General features: G+C 70.8%; 13 protein-coding genes. 3 read left to right on the top strand and 10 right to left on the bottom strand.

The features are described 5' to 3' along the window. Positions 1–4: 4 nt before the first annotated feature. The 5 genes from D7Y21_RS04905 to D7Y21_RS04885 all read right to left on the bottom strand — a co-directional run bounded on the left by D7Y21_RS04905 (position 5) and on the right by D7Y21_RS04885 (position 4,577). Positions 5–595: a nucleotide exchange factor GrpE gene (locus tag D7Y21_RS04905; protein ID WP_120562713.1), complete on the bottom strand. Its 591-nt coding sequence runs from the start codon at positions 593–595 to the stop codon at positions 5–7. A gap of 84 nt (positions 596–679) precedes the next feature. Next, a complete protein-coding gene (locus tag D7Y21_RS04900) occupies positions 680–928 on the bottom strand; it encodes an RNA polymerase sigma factor region1.1 domain-containing protein (RefSeq protein WP_014396380.1) in 249 nt (82 codons plus the stop codon). A 105-nt stretch (positions 929–1,033) separates the two neighbouring features. Next, the gene (gene ftsH, locus D7Y21_RS04895) at positions 1,034–3,079 is read right to left on the bottom strand and encodes an ATP-dependent zinc metalloprotease FtsH (RefSeq protein WP_370038138.1); all 2,046 of its coding nucleotides are present in this window, start codon (positions 3,077–3,079) and stop codon (positions 1,034–1,036) included. Between the two features lie 149 nt (positions 3,080–3,228). Beyond that, positions 3,229–4,062 (bottom strand): hypothetical protein, encoded by an 834-nt coding sequence (locus D7Y21_RS04890; protein WP_121711591.1) that lies wholly within the window; start codon positions 4,060–4,062, stop codon positions 3,229–3,231. A gap of 107 nt (positions 4,063–4,169) precedes the next feature. Further along, a complete protein-coding gene (locus tag D7Y21_RS04885) occupies positions 4,170–4,577 on the bottom strand; it encodes a (deoxy)nucleoside triphosphate pyrophosphohydrolase (protein ID WP_120562711.1) in 408 nt (135 codons plus the stop codon). A 344-nt stretch (positions 4,578–4,921) separates the two neighbouring features. Here D7Y21_RS04885 and D7Y21_RS04880 point away from each other — a divergent pair, with 344 nt between their 5' ends. Further along, the gene (locus D7Y21_RS04880; RefSeq protein ID WP_043321491.1) at positions 4,922–5,158 is read left to right on the top strand and encodes a helix-turn-helix domain-containing protein; all 237 of its coding nucleotides are present in this window, start codon (positions 4,922–4,924) and stop codon (positions 5,156–5,158) included. A 48-nt stretch (positions 5,159–5,206) separates the two neighbouring features. Here the strand turns inward: D7Y21_RS04880 and D7Y21_RS04875 are convergent, their stop codons facing one another. The 5 genes from D7Y21_RS04875 to D7Y21_RS04855 form a co-directional block, all read right to left on the bottom strand. Then, a complete protein-coding gene (locus D7Y21_RS04875; RefSeq protein WP_121711552.1) occupies positions 5,207–6,079 on the bottom strand; it encodes a MaoC family dehydratase in 873 nt (290 codons plus the stop codon). A gap of 59 nt (positions 6,080–6,138) precedes the next feature. Further along, the gene (locus tag D7Y21_RS04870; protein WP_370038128.1) at positions 6,139–7,383 is read right to left on the bottom strand and encodes a sigma-54 interaction domain-containing protein; all 1,245 of its coding nucleotides are present in this window, start codon (positions 7,381–7,383) and stop codon (positions 6,139–6,141) included. Positions 7,384–7,456: 73 nt separating this feature from the next. Further along, positions 7,457–9,211, bottom strand: coding sequence for a hypothetical protein (locus D7Y21_RS04865; protein WP_120562708.1), 1,755 nt, complete (start codon positions 9,209–9,211; stop codon positions 7,457–7,459). A gap of 187 nt (positions 9,212–9,398) precedes the next feature. Continuing rightward, entirely contained in the window at positions 9,399–11,624 is a 2,226-nt protein-coding gene (locus D7Y21_RS04860) for a hypothetical protein (protein ID WP_121711589.1), read from the bottom strand. Positions 11,625–11,629: 5 nt separating this feature from the next. Then, positions 11,630–13,990, bottom strand: a complete 2,361-nt coding sequence (locus tag D7Y21_RS04855; RefSeq protein WP_121711548.1) for an FdhF/YdeP family oxidoreductase — start codon at positions 13,988–13,990, stop codon at positions 11,630–11,632. A gap of 227 nt (positions 13,991–14,217) precedes the next feature. On the opposite strand from D7Y21_RS04855, the gene D7Y21_RS04850 reads away from it, so the two are divergent. Together D7Y21_RS04850 and hutU are read left to right on the top strand one after the other, a co-directional pair. Then, complete coding sequence (locus D7Y21_RS04850; protein WP_120562705.1) at positions 14,218–14,655, top strand: hypothetical protein; 438 nt, start codon at positions 14,218–14,220, stop codon at positions 14,653–14,655. 108 nt (positions 14,656–14,763) lie between these two features. Continuing rightward, a complete protein-coding gene (gene hutU, locus D7Y21_RS04845; protein ID WP_121711546.1) occupies positions 14,764–16,419 on the top strand; it encodes a urocanate hydratase in 1,656 nt (551 codons plus the stop codon). Positions 16,420–16,427 lie beyond the last annotated feature (8 nt).

Below are 16,427 nucleotides of genomic sequence, written 5' to 3'. Positions count from 1 at the left end.
ACTCTCAAGCCTGGGCCGGGGCCACGTACCGGGCCACCTTCACCCGGGCGGGGCGGATGATGCGGTCCTTCAGGCGGTAGCCCGCGCGGAACTCGGCGACCACCTTCTGGTCGTCCGCGGGGACGGGCGTCACTTCCATGTCCGCCGCCTCGGCGACGTTCGGATCGTAGGGGCGCCCCACCACCTGGATGCGCTCGATGCCGGTGGCCTGGGCCTTGGACAGCAGGCTGTCGCGGATCATCCGCACGCCCTGCACCACGGGGGACGCGTCCTGCGGGCTGGCGTTCAGCACCAGGTCCAGCTCGTCGATGGCCTCCAGCAGCGTGCTGGCCACGTTGCCACGCTCCACGTCGAGCATGCGCTCACGCTCGCGGGTGATGCGCTGCTTGAACTCCTCGCGGTCCTTGGTGAGGTCCTGGAGCCCCCGGGCCAGCTCGTTCACCCGGCGGCGCGCCGCCTCCAGCTCCGCCTGGAGCCGCGCCACCTCGCCATCCTGGGTGGCCTCGGCCTGCGTGTCGGAGTCAGCCGCCTCCGCCTGCGTATCGGCGGGGGCCTGCGTCTCCGGGGTTTCGTCGCTGCGGGGATTGCCGTCCATTGTCGAACCTGCGCCAGGGGTTGGAAGAAGCGGACCTCGATGAGCGGCGCGAACGTAACCGCGAGGACGGTCCTGTCAACGCGCCTAGTGGTTGGACGGGGCCTGGGGCGGCGCTTCCGCCATGAAGCCGTGATCCACCTGCCCGGTCACCTCGTCGATGATCTCCACCTGCGCGGCGCGAAGGGAGTAGTAGAGGAGCCACCGCTCGGCGGCCGTCAGAGTCCCCGCGGGCAGCGCCTCCTCGATCTCCTGCACCGTGAGCCGGCCGTCCTTCAGGCCCTTGGCGAACAACGCTTTCCGCGCGACGTAGCTCTTTCCAATGCGGTTCTCCACGGCGACGCCTCCTTGTCGTTGGAAAGTAATTTCGCCCACCGGTCACCGCAGGCTGGCGGTGGATCCGGTGGGCGAAGGGCTGCCCGGAGGGCAGGCAGGCACACGCTACGAGTCGAGCTTGCCCTCGGCGTGCTGCGTGGGCGGCACCGGCGGCTCGGACTCCGTGCCCCCCACGGGGTGCGCGGAGATGACCGTGCGCGCCTCTGGGTGGAGCAGGCCGCGCTGCGCCTGCACCTTGGGCCCCAGGATGGTGATCATCGCCTCCTCCTCGATGACCTCCGTCGCCAGGAGCCGCGCCGCCAGCGCCTCCACCTTCTCGCGGTTCGTGTGGAGGACGTCCCGGGCGCGGTCCAACGCCTCGGAGACCATCTTGCGGACCTCCTCGTCGATCATCCGCGCCGTCTGCTCGGAGTAGCTGCGCGACTCCGGCAGGCCCGCGGACCGCAAGAAGCCCGGCCCCTGCTCACCGCTCAGCGCCACCGGCCCCAGCGTGCTCATGCCGTAGTCGCGGACCATCATCTTGGCGATCTCCGTCGCCTGCTTGATGTCGTTGGACGCGCCGGTGGACACCTCGCCGATGAAGATCTCCTCCGCCGCGCGGCCGCCCATCATGCCCGCCATCTTGTCGCGCAGCTCGTCCAGCGACATGAGGTAGCGGTCCTCCAGCGGCAGCGACATGGTGTAGCCCAGCGCCGCCAGGCCGCGCGGGATGATGGACACCTTCGTCACCCGCTCCGCGTAGGGCAGCATCCAGCCCACCACCGCGTGGCCCGCCTCGTGGTGCGCGACGATCTCCTTCTCGCGCTCGTTCATGCGGCGGTTCTTCTTCTCCAGGCCCGCCACCACGCGCTCGATGGCCTCCTCGAAGTCCGCCCGCATCACCGCGTCGCGGTTCTTGCGCGCGGCGAGCAGCGCCGCCTCGTTCACCACGTTGGCCAAGTCCGCGCCGGCGAAGCCCGGCGTGCGCGAGGCAATCACCTTGAGGTCCACGTCCTGGGCCAGCTTCACGCCCTTGGCGTGGATCTCCAGCACCCGCTCGCGGCCGCGCTTGTCCGGGCGGTCCACCAGCACCTGCCGGTCGAAGCGGCCCGGGCGCATCAGCGCGCTGTCCAGGATCTCCGGACGGTTCGTCGCCGCCAGGATGATGAGGCCCGCGCGGCTGTCGAAGCCGTCCATCTCCGCGAGCAGCTGGTTGAGCGTCTGCTCGCGCTCGTCGTGACCGCCGGCCACGCCCGAGTTGCGGCTCTTGCCGATGGCGTCCAGTTCGTCGATGAAGATGATGCACGGCGCCTTCGCGGTGGCCTGGGCGAAGAGGTCTCGGACGCGGGCCGCGCCCACGCCGACGAACATCTCCACGAACTCCGAACCGGACAGGTTGAAGAAGGGCACGCCCGCTTCACCCGCCACGGCCCGCGCCAGCAGCGTCTTGCCCGTGCCCGGAGGCCCCACGAGCAGCACGCCCTTGGGGATGCGGCCACCCAGGCGGCGGAACTTCTCCGGCGTCTTGAGGAACTCGACGATTTCGCGGAGCTCCTCCACGGCCTCGTCCACGCCGGCCACGTCCTTGAAGCCCACGCCGGTGTCGGACTCCGCCTGCACCTTCGCGCGCGTCTTGCCAAAGGACATGACGCTCTGCGGGCCCTGGCCCATGCCGCCGGACATCCGGCGCATCATGAAGCTCCAGAAGAGGATGAGCAGGCCCATCGGGATGAGCCAGATCCACAGCACCTCGCTGAAGCTGGACTGCGGCACGGCCTCGAACTGGATGCCCTTCTGCTCAAGCAGGGGCACCAGGCCCTCGTCACCGGGGACGCGGTAGGCCATCCACGGCAGGGCGCTGGGCTCGCTGCGCAGCGTGCCTCGCTCGCCCGGAGGGGGCTGGGCGTTCTCCTTGAGGAAGCCCTTCACCCACTCGTTTGAAATCTGGACACGGCTGAACTGGTTGTTCTCCACCGCGTCGCGCAGTTGGCTGTACGACACCCGGCGCACGCCCGCGTCCTGAAACACGTTCCGGAACAGCAGGAACCCCAGGACGAGCAGGAGGATGTAGCCCAGTGGTGAGCCGAACTTGAACCCACCTTTCGTGGGTGTTGGCTTGTCGCTCTTCTTTCCGCGCGGGCCCATCCCCGGCGGCAGGTCCTGTGGCTTCATCGTCGGCACGCTCGCCCTCCCCCTCCCCCGTACACACCGACACCATGTCGTGTGACGGTTCCCTCAGCCGGCCAAAGATGGTCACCCCCGCCAAGCCGTCAACCGCCGGGCGTGATCGGACGACAACGAACGAGGTCGGGACTGTCCGATCAGCGGCAGTCGACGCGGACCAGGGGCTCGCCCGCGAACTCACTGCCCAACAGGTAGCCGCGGCCGTCCTGGAGGAAGGTCACGGCCTCCGACTGGGCCTGGCTGGCGCCGGGCACCTCCACCACCTGCGCCTGGACGAAGTCCTCCAGCCGCTTCGCGTCCGGGCGGCGCAGCTCCCACACGCGGGTGTACGTGCGCACCAGCAGGCGCTCGCCGGAGGGGTGCAGGGCGGCGGCGGTGGACAGGCGGTCCACGTCATCCGGCACGCGCAGGGTGCCCAGCTTGCGCGCCTTGCCGGTGGCGCCGGGCTTCAGGCCCTCCACCGAGTACAGGTCCCCCAGGGACGCGCGCGTCTTGGTGAGGATGCCCACCTGCCCGGAGCGGCTGTCGACGATGAGCGACTCGGCGTCATGGGCGCCGTCCTCGTAGGTGAAGGGCAGCGCCTCCACCGCGAGCGTGGCGTTGGTGACGGACGTGGGCTCCGGCAGCCGGAACAGGCGCACCTCCTTGCGCCGCTCGAAGTTGTCGCCGGTGTCCGCCAGGAAGATGCAGGACTCGTTGCCGCCGGGCGCGCACGGGCCCACGGCGATGTCCTCGATGTCGCGAGGATCCGCGCCGGTGAGGCTCAGCGTGGCCTTCACCGCGCCCGTCTCGTCCAGGGCGAACAGCTCGAAGGCGTTGTTGGAGTCGTTGTGTCCCCAGAAGATGCCCGGGTGGCGCTGGCTGGCGGCCAGGCCGGACAGCTCCGGGACCTGGCGGGGCACGGCGCCCGTCTGGCGGCCGTCCGTGTAGAGCAGGCAGCCCTCGAGCCCCGTGGCGGGCACCTGGTGCATGCCGGCGTCCGGGGCGCTGGAGGCCGAGGGCGTGGGCCGGGAGCTGGAGCAGGCGGCGGACAGCAGGAGGCCCGCGGCGGCGACCAGACGCGTGGTGGGGCCCACGGTCAGTGGTCCAGGTCCAGCAGCCGGGCCAGGGTCTTCGCGTCCGCGTCGGGGAAGCGGTACTGGCCCATCTCCTCCAGCGCCACCCAGCGGTGGTCATGCACGCGCAGGTGGTGGATCTCCGCGTCCGGGTGGCTCAGGCGGCAGCGGAACACGCGGAAGTCGATGTCGTAGGTCGGGTACTCGTGGCGGGTGTGCATGACCTGCTCGAGCACCTGGATCTGGACCCCCATCTCCTCGAGCAGCTCGCGGGCGAGCGCCACCGTGTCCTGCTCCCCCTCCTCCACCCGGCCGCCCGGGAACTCCCACAGGAGGGGCAGCGACGCGGTGGGAGGACGCTGGGTGATGAGGTAGCGACCCATCTCGTTCTGGAGCATCGCGCCGACGACGCGCACGTGACGACGGGTCATTCACTTCTCCTCGATTGGGGTCCCACAGATGGAAGACAGGGTGCGGCGGCGTAACACAGCCCCTGTCCGGCGCCAATGCGCAAGGCCCCTCCTGGGCAGCAGCGTGCGCACGGCCGGGACGCGCCGCCACCCCACCCAGCCCTGTCGTCCAGGGGCGGGGCCAGGGTCGCCCAAGCGGGGTTCCGGCGGGCCCGGAGGGGGCCTGGAGCCGCCTGGATCCTGGGGGAAGCGGGCTGTTGGGGACTTCACGTCCCGGGGAGGCGCCCCCCGGCCGGGCCACCGTCCGCGAGGGGTGCGTGTGGGATTCAAGTGACGTGCGGGCCGGATGGCGCCATGCTCGGGGGATGACACAGAGTCGGAGAGAGCGGGCCGAAGCGCTTGGCGCCGCGCTGAAGGCAGCGCGGCAGCAGGCGGGGCTCTCCATGGAGGAAGTCGCGGAGCATCTGGAACTGGGCGTGGAAGTCCTGGCCCGCGTCGAGCGAGGGGTGATGGTCCCCACCATCCCCACGCTGAGCCGGCTGTGCGCCCTGATGAAGCTGGACCCGGACAGTCTGCCGGACCTCCCGGAGCTGAGTGATTGACGCGTCTGGCGGGCCCCTTTCCGGCCCGCCGGCGCGTCGCCCGTCTCTTCAGCCCAGCCGCCCCACGAGGTGCGGCTTCCCCTCCTCCGACAGCACCCGGAACGCCACGCCCGCGGACTCGCGAGCCGTCTGGAACGTCACCCGGGATGGCAGGAAGAGGGGCTTCTTGAAGTCGCAATCCAGTTGGAGCGCGTCCGCGTGGGATGCATCCCCCAGCTCCGCCACGCAGCGCGCGAGCGTCCACATGCCGTGCGCGATGGCGCGAGGGAAGCCGAAGGGCTTCGCGGTGACGGCGGTGAGGTGGATGGGATTGAAGTCGCCGGAGGCCCGCGCGTAGCGGCGCCCGGTGTCCGCGGGGATGCTCCAGGGCGCGGGCCGGCTGGAAGCGAAGCGAGTGTCCTCCGGCGGCGGGGCCTTGCGCGCGCTGTCCTTGTCCTTCCGGTCCGCGTGGCGGCGCAGCATGGTGCTGACGGCCTGCCACAGCAGCTCGCCGCTCTCCTGGGCTTCGACGCGCGTCTCGATGTCGAACTCCTGGCCCGCGGGCACTTCGCGCTGACCGTCGAAGCGGCAGGCCACCGTGAGCGCGGCGGTTTCCGGCAGGCGGTGGTGCTGCTGGATGCGGTTGCGCACGTGCACGGTGCCCAGCACGGAGTACGGGAAGTCGGGCTGGCCCAGGAGCTGGAGGTGCAGCGGCGTGGCCATGACCTGAGGGTACGTGAGCGGAAGGAAGCCGTCGGCGTCGAAGCCGCACGCGGTCCGGTAGCGCTCCAGCAGCACGGGCGACGCGCGACAGCCATGCGCCCGCAGCGTCAGGGCCGGAAGCATGTTGCGGCCCCGGGTCTTCCCGAAGGGGATGGCCGCGCGCAGGAGCGCGGCGGGCATCGCCGGGAGCGAGTGCAGGTCGAGGATGGGAGCGGACATGCGGAGGATTCTCCGACACCCGCTCCCGCCGCGCGCGGGATTTGTGAGCCCCGCTTGCGTCAGCTCTTGAGCCCGTGCCGGCGCAGGAGCCGGTACAGGTAGACGCGGTCCATGTCCGCGGCGGCGGCGGCCTGGGACACCTTGCCTCCATGCAGCTTGAGGAGCGCTTCGACGTAGTCGTGCTCGAAAGCTTCGAGCGCCCGGCGGCGCGACTCCGCATACGTCAGCGAGGCATCCACCGCGCGAGGGGCAGCGTGGGCCATGGGATTCGCGGCATCCGGCGCCATGGGCGGAAGCGCGCTCTGGAAGACGAGGCAGCGCTCCAGGTGGTTGCGCAGCTCGCGCACGTTGCCCGGCCAGGCGGCGCGCTGGAGGCGCGTTAGGAAGTCCGGCGTGGTGAGCCTCGCGAGCTGTTCGGGCGTGGCGCCCAGCCCCGCGAGGATGCGCTCGACGATGAGCGGGATGTCCTCCGTGCGCTCGCGCAGCGACGGGAGCGGGATGCCCACCACCGCGAGGCGGAAGAACAGGTCCGCGCGGAAGCGGCCTGCCTGGACCTCCGCGCGCAGGTCGCGGTGCGTGGCCGCGATGACCCGCACGTTGACCGCCTGGTGCGTGTTGGAGCCCACGCGGCGGATCTCCCGGTTCTCCAGCACGCGCAGCAGCTTCGGCTGGAGCTCGGCGGGGAGCTCGCCAATCTCGTCCAGGAAGATGGTGCCTCCGTCGGCCTCCTCGAAGGCGCCCACGCGGCGCTGGATGGCGCCGGTGAAGGCCCCCTTCTCGTGGCCGAACAGCTCGCTCTCCAGGAGGTTGGCCGGGAGCGCACCGCAGTCCACGACGAGGAACGGCGCGTTCGCGCGAGCCCCGGCGCGGTGGATGGCGAGCGCCGCGCGGCTCTTGCCCGTGCCCGTCTCCCCTTCCAGCAGCACCGTGGCGTTGCATGCCGCCGCGCACGCCATGCGCTCGAAGCTGGCCCTCGCCGCGGCGGACGTGGCCACCAGCTCCCCGAAGGTCGCCTGCCCTTTTGCAGGCTCGTGCGTCACCGGCGGGAGCGCCTCCGCGGGCTCCGGAGCGACCTGCATCCGGAGCGCCCGCTGCGCCTCATCGCGGTTCAACGGCGCGGGCGCCACCGTCTCGTCCCGCGCTTCGTGTCGCGCGGCCGAATAGCCGCCCGTGGATCCGCTCCGCACCCGGGCTCGTGACTGGCGCCACCGGACCCCATCCACGTAGGTCCCTGGACCTTCATCCTGGGCCCGCGCGCGCGCCCCCTTCTGCTCCGACTTCATCTCGCAGTGGAAACGCGGCACGGCGGACTCCTCGCTCGGCAGGTTCATTGAGGAAACGGTCCCCCCCGGACCGGTGACGGATGGTGGACCGCGCTCAGTAGGCGCGGAGGATCTTCAGGCGCCAGCCCTGCGGCCACAGCTCGTCGTAGGAGCCCCGGTAGCCGCTGTAGTCCGAGCCATACAGCTGGAGCTCGCCCGCGGTGCCAGGCCGCCACACCGCCGTGTAGAGCGTCTGCCCGTTCACCACGTACGGCTCCAGCAGCTTCAGGCGCCAGCCCTGCGGCCACAGCGAGTCATACGTCGCGCGGTAGGACGCGTACGTGACGCCGTACACCTGCACCTCGCCCTCGGTGCTGGGGCGCCACACGGCCGTGTAGTACGTCTGCCCGTTCACCACGTACGGCTGCAGCAGCTTCAGACGCCAGCCCTGCGGCCACAGCGAGTCGTACGTCGCGCGGTACGACGCATAGGTCGCGCCGTAGATTTGAATCTCCCCTTCCGTGCTCGGGCGCCAGACGGCCGTGTAATACGTCTGCCCGCTCACGACGTACGGCTGGAGGATCTTCAGGCGCCAGCCCTGCGGCCACAGCTCGTCGTACTTCGCGCGGAAGGCGGTGTACGTGGCGCCGTAGAGCTGGATCTCCCCTTCCGTGCTGGGGCGCCAGACGGCGTTGTAGAGCACCTGCGTGCCCACCACGTACGGCTGCAGCGTGTGCAGCCGCCAGCCCTGCGGCCAGAGCTGATCATACTTCTCGCGGTAGTCCGCGTAGGTGCGGGCGTAGGCCTGGATCTCCGACTGCGTGCTCGGCTCCCACACCGCCGTGAAGGTGCCCGGGAGGTTGGGGACGCCCACGTCCGTGTACTGGGTGATGCGGCACGCGGCCGTGTTGGGCAGCGGCACCTCGTTGCGGCGCAGCGCGCAGGCGCGGAGGGCGGCGGCGGCCGCGGCGTTGTCCGCGCTGTAGTAGGTGGAGCCCGGCGTCATCCAGATGGGCGACGCGGGCGAGTGCGGGTTCTTCGCCACCTCCGACGTCGCGGTGGCGCGGATGCCCAGGTCCAGCGCCACGCCGTCGTCGTAGCCCAGCTGGTTGTTCGTGCCCATGCGGTGGCAGCCCAGGCACACGTTGCCGGCGACCTCCACCTTGTAGGCCTTCCACGTGGCGAAGTCGGCGCCGATGAAGCGGTACGGCTGGTCGCGGTTGAAGCCGTAGTCGCCCGCGCCCGGCAGCTTGTTCACGCCCGTCAGCTGCGTCAGGTACGGCGAGCGGATCAGCGCCCCGTTGTCATGGCAGCGCACGCAGCGGATGGACGCCGTGTCCGCGGGCGTCTTCCAGCTCCACGCGCCCGTGCCCTTGGAGGGCGCCTTCACGGCCGCGCCGTAGAGCGTGCCCAGCGCCTGGTAGAAGCAGGTGGCGCCGTTCTTCTTGTTCGTCTGGATGACGGCGATGTCGCCGTAGTAGTTCGCCGCGTTCCCCTGCTTGCGGCAGTGCGCGACGATGGACACGTCCGCCGTGTCCTTCAGCACCTGGAAGCGGCTGCCGGGATCGCACTGCTCGTTGAGCCGGTTGGGCCGGTCACACTTGCCGTTGACGTGGTTCGTCGTGGGAACGAGCGTGCCCAGCTCGCAGTTGAAGTCCGGCACCGTCGCGCCGATGGCCGCGTCACACTTGGCCGCGTACTGCTCCAGCGTGTCCGACAGCGCCGATGACTGCTGGGCGAGGACGGGCTCGCCGGAGGACGACACGAGCCGGTGCTCGGCGTTCACTCCGGTGCCTTCACCACACGCACCCAGTCCAACCGTGGCGGCCAGACCCAGCAGGGCCCACGCCGCGCGCAACGAAGTCTTCATGACGACTGCCTCTCGCTTCCCTGGAGACACGGCGACGACGCGCGCGTGGAGGCATGCCATCCCGTCAGCCGACGGACGGACCTGTGACCCGGGACCCCTCCCAGGCGTGTTCCAGCACCCCTCGTGGGCCTTTACGCCGGGGCTTCTGGATATTCCCGGACAATTCCCGGGGGCTTTTCCGGCGTGGTCAGCGCACGGTGAGGTCGACCACGAAGCCAGCGGCGGCGTCTCCCTCGCGGGAGGCGTCGATGACGTCGGGGCGCTCGTCGCCCACCCACAGGCCCAGCACGTCGTACACCAGCCACTGCGCCAGGGACCGGGATGCCCCCTGCGCGGCCTCGCGCGGCACGCCGGAGAGGGCGCCCTGCGCCTCCATCGAGGCGCGGGCCAGCCGGGCCGGCATCACCCACAGCTCCGGGCGCACGAAGGCGGGCACCAGGAAGAGGCAGAAGGCGGCCTCGGTGCGGGAGAGCAGCGCGTCCAGGCGCTCACGGCCCAGGCGGAACGTGGGCAGCCACTGCCCCTCTCCGCGCTGCTCCAGCTTCGCCACCGGCACGCGGACGACACGGCGCGTGCGCACGAAGCCCTCGCGCTCCACGGACACGATGAAGGCGATCTCCGAAGCGGCTTCCTGCGGAGGCTCCGGGTGGCGGTGCACTGTCATGGACAGTGACAGCGGCGACGCCACCAGCGAACCCAGCGCCGCTTGCACATGCGCCAGCTCCGAGCGCAGCCCTTCGAGCAGGCCCGCGATCAGCTCCGGCGTCTCCTCGCGGAAGCGCTGGAGATGGCGCTGGGCGGCTTCCGACTCCACGCGGCCCACCGCGCCCACGAGCAGGTCCTCCAGGTCGCGGTCGCGCAGCCAGGTGCGTCCGCCCACGGGCACCGCGCGCGTCACGTGCAGGTGGCGCAGGGAGGCCGTCAGCGTCGCGGGCTCGGAGGGCTCGGAGGGAGGTGCGTGCTTGTCCTGCCCTGCTCCGGCCTGGAGGTAGGACTGGAGCGAGCGGGCGCGGAAGCGGGCCCGGGGAGACGGATGCTCCAACATCTTGCGCACCAGCCGCCGATCCGTGGCGTTGCGGACGAGCGACAGCGTGGCCAGCTCCGCCTCCGACGAGGCTTCATCTGGTGCGCACCACAGGAGGAACTCGATGGCCGCCTTGCGCAGCACGGGCTTCCTGCCCATGCGCCAGGTGACCTCCTTGCGCCAGGCGACCAACCCATCCAGCCCGGGCCGCGCGGGCGTGCGGAAGCGCGGCCACATCTCCGCGCACTCCTCCGCCAGCCACACCAGGTGCGTGAAGCCGGGCAGTGACTCCAGCTTCGCGCGAGCGCGGGTGCGCCGCTCGAACGCCTCCGGCACGCCACGCCGCACGGAGGCGCGGAACAGGCGCTCCTCCAGCCACAGGAGCGTGAGCGCCAGCGCGGGCTCGGCCTTGCGCATCGTGCCCTGGCAGTGGTCGAGCACGAAGCGCGCGTGGCCCAGGTCGGCGGCGGTCTCGAAGTCGCTCTGCACGAGCGCGCCCAATGCGCCGCGCAGCCCGTCCACCGGAGGCGCGTCGAAGAGCGTGAGCAGGTCGCAGAGGTTCTCCACCACCGCGGGCGGCCCGCCCACCTCCACGGTGCGCGCCAGCAAGAGCCCCGCGCGCGAGCACCAGTCCGGCTCCTTGCGCCCGTTGGGATAGCACGCGAGGAAGCCGCGCATGCCGCTGCGGCCGTCCTGCGACGTGGCCAGCGCGAAGAGGCGCTCACCCAGCACCTCACTCGCCTCACGCCACGGCATGCGCGCGGCGCGCGTGCGGATGAAGTCGGTGAGCTTGTCGCGGCCACCGTCGCGGGTGTCGGGAAGCAGCGAGCGCAGCTGCTCCAGCAGGTCCACGGACTTCGCGCCCGTGCCCATGACGTACTTGAGGTCCACCTCCACCGCGTCCTGGAAGCGCAGCGCGCGGCCGTCGTAGGTGCAGGGCACGTCACGCACCAGCGTCGACAGCGTCTCCGGGCGGCGCTTGAGGTAGCGCGTGAGCACCGTGGAGACCGTGACGGTGCTCTCCTTCTGGATGCGCTCGGCGCTCTCCGTGTCGCCCGCCTCGCGAAGCGCCGTCACCGCGGCGTCCCGCCTCGCGAGCAACTGCTTCAACAATCCCGGGCGCGGCTCTTCGTAGGGCCAGAGCAGCTCGCTGAGGGTGGACAGGAGGAAGAGGAGCTCGGCCGGGGTGCGCTCTCCCGGGGACAACCGCTCCCACGCGGCGGCCTGGGCGCGCGTGCGCTCCTCCAGCGAAGCACCGCGCACCCAGCGGGCGAAGTCCTCGCGCCACTCCGCGCTCGACGCCACGGCCTCCTGGGGCGCCGCCGCGGCGACGCGCGCGTGGAGGGCCTGGAGCGGCTCCGGCCAGGAGGAGGCTTCCACCAACGGCATGAGGCTCACCCGGACCTCGGAGTGCTGACGGGGACCAGGGCCGTGGGCTCCGGACTGGGGGCCACGGTGATGATCACGGACTTCGACGTGGGCGTGCGGCTCTTGTCCGCGAAGCTGCCCACCGGCACCAGCACGTTCGCTTCCGGGAAGTAGGTGGCCGCGCACTGGCGCGGGATGTTGTACGGCACCACCAGGAACTCGCGCGCCACCCGCGTCTCTCCCTGGAAGTGGCTGGTGAGGTCCACCTTCTGCCCCGCCGTCAGCCCGCGCGCCTTCACGTCCTCCGGGTGCAGGAACACCACGCGCCGCCCCTGGTGGATGCCCCGGTAGCGGTCGTCCAGTCCGTACACGGTGGTGTTGTACTGATCATGCGAGCGCAGCGTCATCATCATCAACTGCCCGGGCTCCAGCCGGTGGCGAGGCATCTCGTGCACCGTGAAGTGCGCCTTGCCGTCCTTCGTCGTGAAGCGCCCCTCGCGCGGACCGTTGGGCAGCGCGAACCCACCGGGCTGGTGCACGCGGCGGTTGAAGTCCTCGAAGCCCGGGATGCACCGTTGGATCAGCTCACGCACCCGGTCGTAGTCCTCCACCAGGGACATCCACGCCACCTTCGAGCGCGCCCCAAGCACCGCTTGCGCCAGCCGGGCCACGATGACGGGCTCGCTGAGCAGGTGCTCGGACGCGGGGGCCACGGCGCCGCGCGACGCGTGCACCATCCCCATCGAGTCCTCCACCGTCACGAACTGCCGCCCCGACGCCTGCACGTCGTGCTCGGTCCGCCCCAGGCACGGGAGGATGAGCGCGCGCTGACCGTGCACCAGGTGCGCGCGGTTGAGCTTGGTGGACACGTGCACCGTGAGCCGCGCACGCCGGAGCGCCCGCGCGGTGAACTCCGTGTCCGGCGTGGCCGACAGGAAGTTGCCGCCCATGGCGAAGAGCACCTTCACGCGCCCGTCGTGCAGCGCCTGGATCGTCCCCACCGTGTCCAGGCCGGTGTGGCGCGGCGGCGCGAAGCCGAACTCCTTCGACAGCGCGTCCATGAACTCCGGCTTGGCGTGCTCCCAGATGCCCATGGTGCGGTCGCCCTGCACGTTGCTGTGACCGCGCACCGGGCACACACCCGCGCCCTGCTTGCCAATGCTGCCGCGCAGGAGCGTGAGGTTCACGATCTCCTGCACGTTGCCCACCGCGTTCTTGTGCTGCGTGAGCCCCATGGCCCAGCAGAAGATGGTGCGCTCCGAGCGCGCCAGGATGTCCGCCGCCTCTTCAATCTGCTCGCGCGCCACCCCGCTCTGCTCCACCACTTCGTCCCAGGACACCGTGGCCAGGTGCGCCACGTACGCGTCGAAGCCCGTCGTCTTGCCCTCGACGAAGGCCCGGTCCACCACCGTGCCCGGCGCCTTCGCCTCGCGGTCCAGCAGCGCCTTGCCCAGGCCCTGGAGAAGCGCCACGTCGCCGTTGATGCGCACCTGGAGGAACAGCTTGTTCAGCGCCGTGCCCGGGCCGAACAGGTGCAGCACCTCCTGCGGGTGCTTGAAGCGGTTGAGCCCCGTCTCCGGCAGCGGGTTGACGCTGACGATTTCGCAGCCCCGGCGCGCGGCGGCCTGGAGCGCAGTCAGCATGCGCGGGTGGTTGGTGCCCGGGTTCTGCCCGATGACGAAGATGGCCTGCGCGTGGTCGAAGTCCTCCAGCGTCACCGAGCCCTTGCCAATGCCAATCGTCTCCGACAGCCCCGTGCCGCTGGACTCGTGGCACATGTTCGAGCAGTCCGGCAGGTTGTTGGTGCCGAACTGCCGCACGAACAACTGGTAGAGGAACGCGGCCTCGTTGCTCGTGCGGCCGGAGGTGTAGAAGGCCGCCTCGTCCGGTGAGCCCAGCGCGTTCAGCTCCTCCGCCACCAGCGCGAAGGCCTCGTCCCAGGAGATGGGCTCGTAGTGCGCCGCGCCCTCGCGCAACACCATGGGGTGCGTGAGCCGGCCCGCCTTGCCCAGCCACAGGTCGGACTGCTCCGCGAGCCGCGCCACGCTCCACTCACGGAAGAACTCCGGCGTCACGCGCTCCTGCGTGCCCTCCTCCGCCAGCGCCTTCGCGCCGTTCTCGCAGTACTCCTGCACGGACCGGTGCGAGGGGTCCGGCCACGCGCACCCTGGACAGTCGAAGCCGTCCGTCTGGTTCACCTTCCAGATGAGCTTGCCGCCGCGCCACGGCCCCGCCTCACCCAGCACGTGCTTGAACGCGCTCAGCACCGCCGTCACCCCGCCCGCCACCGTCTTCACCGGCCCCACGTCCGGAGCCCGGTTCTCCAACGGAGGCTGGGCCGCCGGCACCGCCAACGCGTTCCCCTTCCCGTCCTGTCCCTGCTCCATGTCCCACCTCTGCGCGGCGCGACTCTACCGCGCCCGAGCCTTCCCGACAGGCGGGGGCCCGGGCCGGCCGGCCCGGCATCTCTGAAGCGGACGCGTCAGGACTCCTGAGTCCCCGCGACTCCACGGAAAACCATGATTTCAAGCCTGACAGGGCTCTTGTAGACTGGGCTTCACGCGGAGTGCTCCCCGGCGCTCCGCGTCAACCCCCGCAGCAGGAGGCATCCCCCATGAAGGCCTTCCGTTCCGCCATCGTCGCCGCGCTGTTCCTGTCCCTCCCTGCCCTGGCCGCGCCGGTGGTCCACAGCATCTGGTCCAGCCGAGGCCTCTACGTCTCCGACAGCACCGGGCGCTACACGGTGACCAGCTCCAACACGGTCGTCGCCTGGAACCAGTCCACCAACACCGCGTTCGTGAACTTCCACGGGTTCGCGGGCGGCAACGAGTACGACTTCGAGCTGGTGGGCTCGCCGGCCATCGCGACCACCGTGGACGACATCACCGGCATCTGGAACATCCGCCGCAACGGCGCGTTCATCTGCACCGGCTGCACGGGCACCGCATACTGGCTGAGCCTGCCCGCGGGCCAGGGCAACTACTTCAAGTTCTACGACTCCACCAACGTGTTCCACTTCAGCGCCTACATCGACTCGCGCAAGGACTACTGACGCACGGCGTCCAGCGTGTCCGGGAGCAACGCTGGCCCTGCACGCAAGCCCCCCGCGGCCCCGGGGGTTCGGTTAGGGTGCGGCGCCCCCTTTCCAGGAGTCTTCCGCATGTCCCGCATCATCCGCGCCTCTCGCGGCACCACCCTCTCCTGCAAGGGCTGGGTGCAGGAGGCCGCGCTCCGGATGCTGATGAACAACCTCGACCCGGAAGTGGCCGAGCAGCCCGGCGACCTGGTCGTCTACGGCGGCACCGGCAAGGCCGCGCGGGACTGGCCCTCCTTCGACCGCATCGTCTCCAGCCTCCAGAGCCTCACCGATGACGAGACGCTGCTCGTGCAGTCCGGCAAGCCCGTGGGCATCCTGCGCACGCACCCGGACGCGCCGCGCGTGCTCATCGCCAACTCCAACCTCGTGGGCCACTGGGCCAACTGGGAGCACTTCCACGAGTTGGAGAAGAAGGGCCTGATGATGTACGGCCAGATGACGGCCGGCTCGTGGATCTACATTGGCACGCAGGGCATCCTGCAGGGCACCTACGAGACCTTCGCCGCCGCGGGCCGCTTCCACTTCGGCAGCGAGGACCTGGCCGGCCGCCTCATCCTCTCCGGTGGCCTTGGCGGCATGGGCGGCGCGCAGCCCCTGGCCGCGACCATGAACAACGCCGTGTTCCTGGGCGTGGAAATCGATCCGCACCGCGCGCAGCGCCGCTTGGAGACGCGCTACCTGGACGTCGTGGCCAAGGACCTGGATGAAGCGCTGGCCCTGGCGAAGGACGCGCAAGCAAAGCGCGTGGGCCGCTCCATCGCCATCATCGGCAACGCGGCGTCGGTGTTCCGGGAGCTGTACAAGCGCGGCATCAAGCCGGACCTCGTCACGGACCAGACGAGCGCGCATGATCCGCTCAACGGCTACATCCCCACGGACCTGTCGCTGGAGGCCGCCGCGGAGCTGCGCAAGCGCGACCCGGAGGGCTACGTGAAGCGCGCCCGCGAGTCGATGATCATGCACGTGCAGGCCATGAACGACTTCCAGGCCGCCGGCAGCCACGTCTTCGACTACGGCAACAACCTGCGTGGCCAGGCGAAGGTGGGCGGCATGCAGAACGCCTTCGAGTTCCCCGGCTTCGTGCCCGCGTACATCCGCCCGCTGTTCTGCGAGGGCCTGGGGCCCTTCCGCTGGGTGGCGCTGTCCGGAGACCCGGAGGACATCCGCCGCACGGACCGCGCGGTGCGCGAGCTGTTCCCGCAGAAGGCGTCGCTCAACCGCTGGCTGGACATGGCCCAGGAGCGCGTGGCGTTCCAGGGCCTGCCCGCGCGCATCTGCTGGCTGGGCTACGGCGAGCGCGCCAAGGCGGGCCTCGCGTTCAACGAGCTGGTCCGCAAGGGCGAGGTGAAGGCGCCCATCGTGATTGGCCGCGACCACCTGGACTGCGGCAGCGTCGCGTCCCCCAACCGCGAGACGGAGGCCATGAAGGACGGCTCGGACGCGGTGGCGGACTGGCCCATCCTCAACGCGCTGGTGAACGCGGTGAACGGCGCCTCGTGGGTGTCGTTCCACCACGGCGGCGGCGTGGGCATGGGCTACTCGCTGCACGCGGGCCAGGTCATCGTCGCTGACGGCACGCCGGAGGCCGCGCGCCGCATCGAGCGCGTCCTCACGTCCGACCCCGGCATGGGCGTGCTGCGCCACGCGGACGCGGGCTACCCGGAGGCCATCGACGTGGCGAAGGAGCGGGGCGTGCGCATCCCCGGCCTCACCGCCTAGAGTGCGGC

This window comes from Corallococcus sp. AB045 (genome assembly GCF_003668895.1).
Classification (GTDB): domain Bacteria; phylum Myxococcota; class Myxococcia; order Myxococcales; family Myxococcaceae; genus Corallococcus; species Corallococcus coralloides.
The sequence above is the reverse complement of the archived record's forward strand: the minus strand, read 5'-3'. Positions and strand labels throughout refer to the sequence as shown.

What these genes read in the sequence shown, in the direction of transcription:
- D7Y21_RS04905 (WP_120562713.1), bottom strand. Translation starts at nt 595, where the DNA reads ATGGACGGCAATCCCCGCAGCGACGAAACCCCGGAGACGCAGGCCCCC.
- ftsH (WP_370038138.1), bottom strand. Translation starts at nt 3,079, where the DNA reads ATGAAGCCACAGGACCTGCCGCCGGGGATGGGCCCGCGCGGAAAGAAG.
- D7Y21_RS04890 (WP_121711591.1), bottom strand. Translation starts at nt 4,062, where the DNA reads ATGCACCAGGTGCCCGCCACGGGGCTCGAGGGCTGCCTGCTCTACACG.
- D7Y21_RS04885 (WP_120562711.1), bottom strand. Translation starts at nt 4,577, where the DNA reads ATGACCCGTCGTCACGTGCGCGTCGTCGGCGCGATGCTCCAGAACGAG.
- D7Y21_RS04880 (WP_043321491.1), top strand. Translation starts at nt 4,922, where the DNA reads ATGACACAGAGTCGGAGAGAGCGGGCCGAAGCGCTTGGCGCCGCGCTG.
- D7Y21_RS04875 (WP_121711552.1), bottom strand. Translation starts at nt 6,079, where the DNA reads ATGTCCGCTCCCATCCTCGACCTGCACTCGCTCCCGGCGATGCCCGCC.
- D7Y21_RS04865 (WP_120562708.1), bottom strand. Translation starts at nt 9,211, where the DNA reads ATGAAGACTTCGTTGCGCGCGGCGTGGGCCCTGCTGGGTCTGGCCGCC.
- D7Y21_RS04860 (WP_121711589.1), bottom strand. Translation starts at nt 11,624, where the DNA reads ATGCCGTTGGTGGAAGCCTCCTCCTGGCCGGAGCCGCTCCAGGCCCTC.
- D7Y21_RS04855 (WP_121711548.1), bottom strand. Translation starts at nt 13,990, where the DNA reads ATGGAGCAGGGACAGGACGGGAAGGGGAACGCGTTGGCGGTGCCGGCG.
- D7Y21_RS04850 (WP_120562705.1), top strand. Translation starts at nt 14,218, where the DNA reads ATGAAGGCCTTCCGTTCCGCCATCGTCGCCGCGCTGTTCCTGTCCCTC.
- hutU (WP_121711546.1), top strand. Translation starts at nt 14,764, where the DNA reads ATGTCCCGCATCATCCGCGCCTCTCGCGGCACCACCCTCTCCTGCAAG.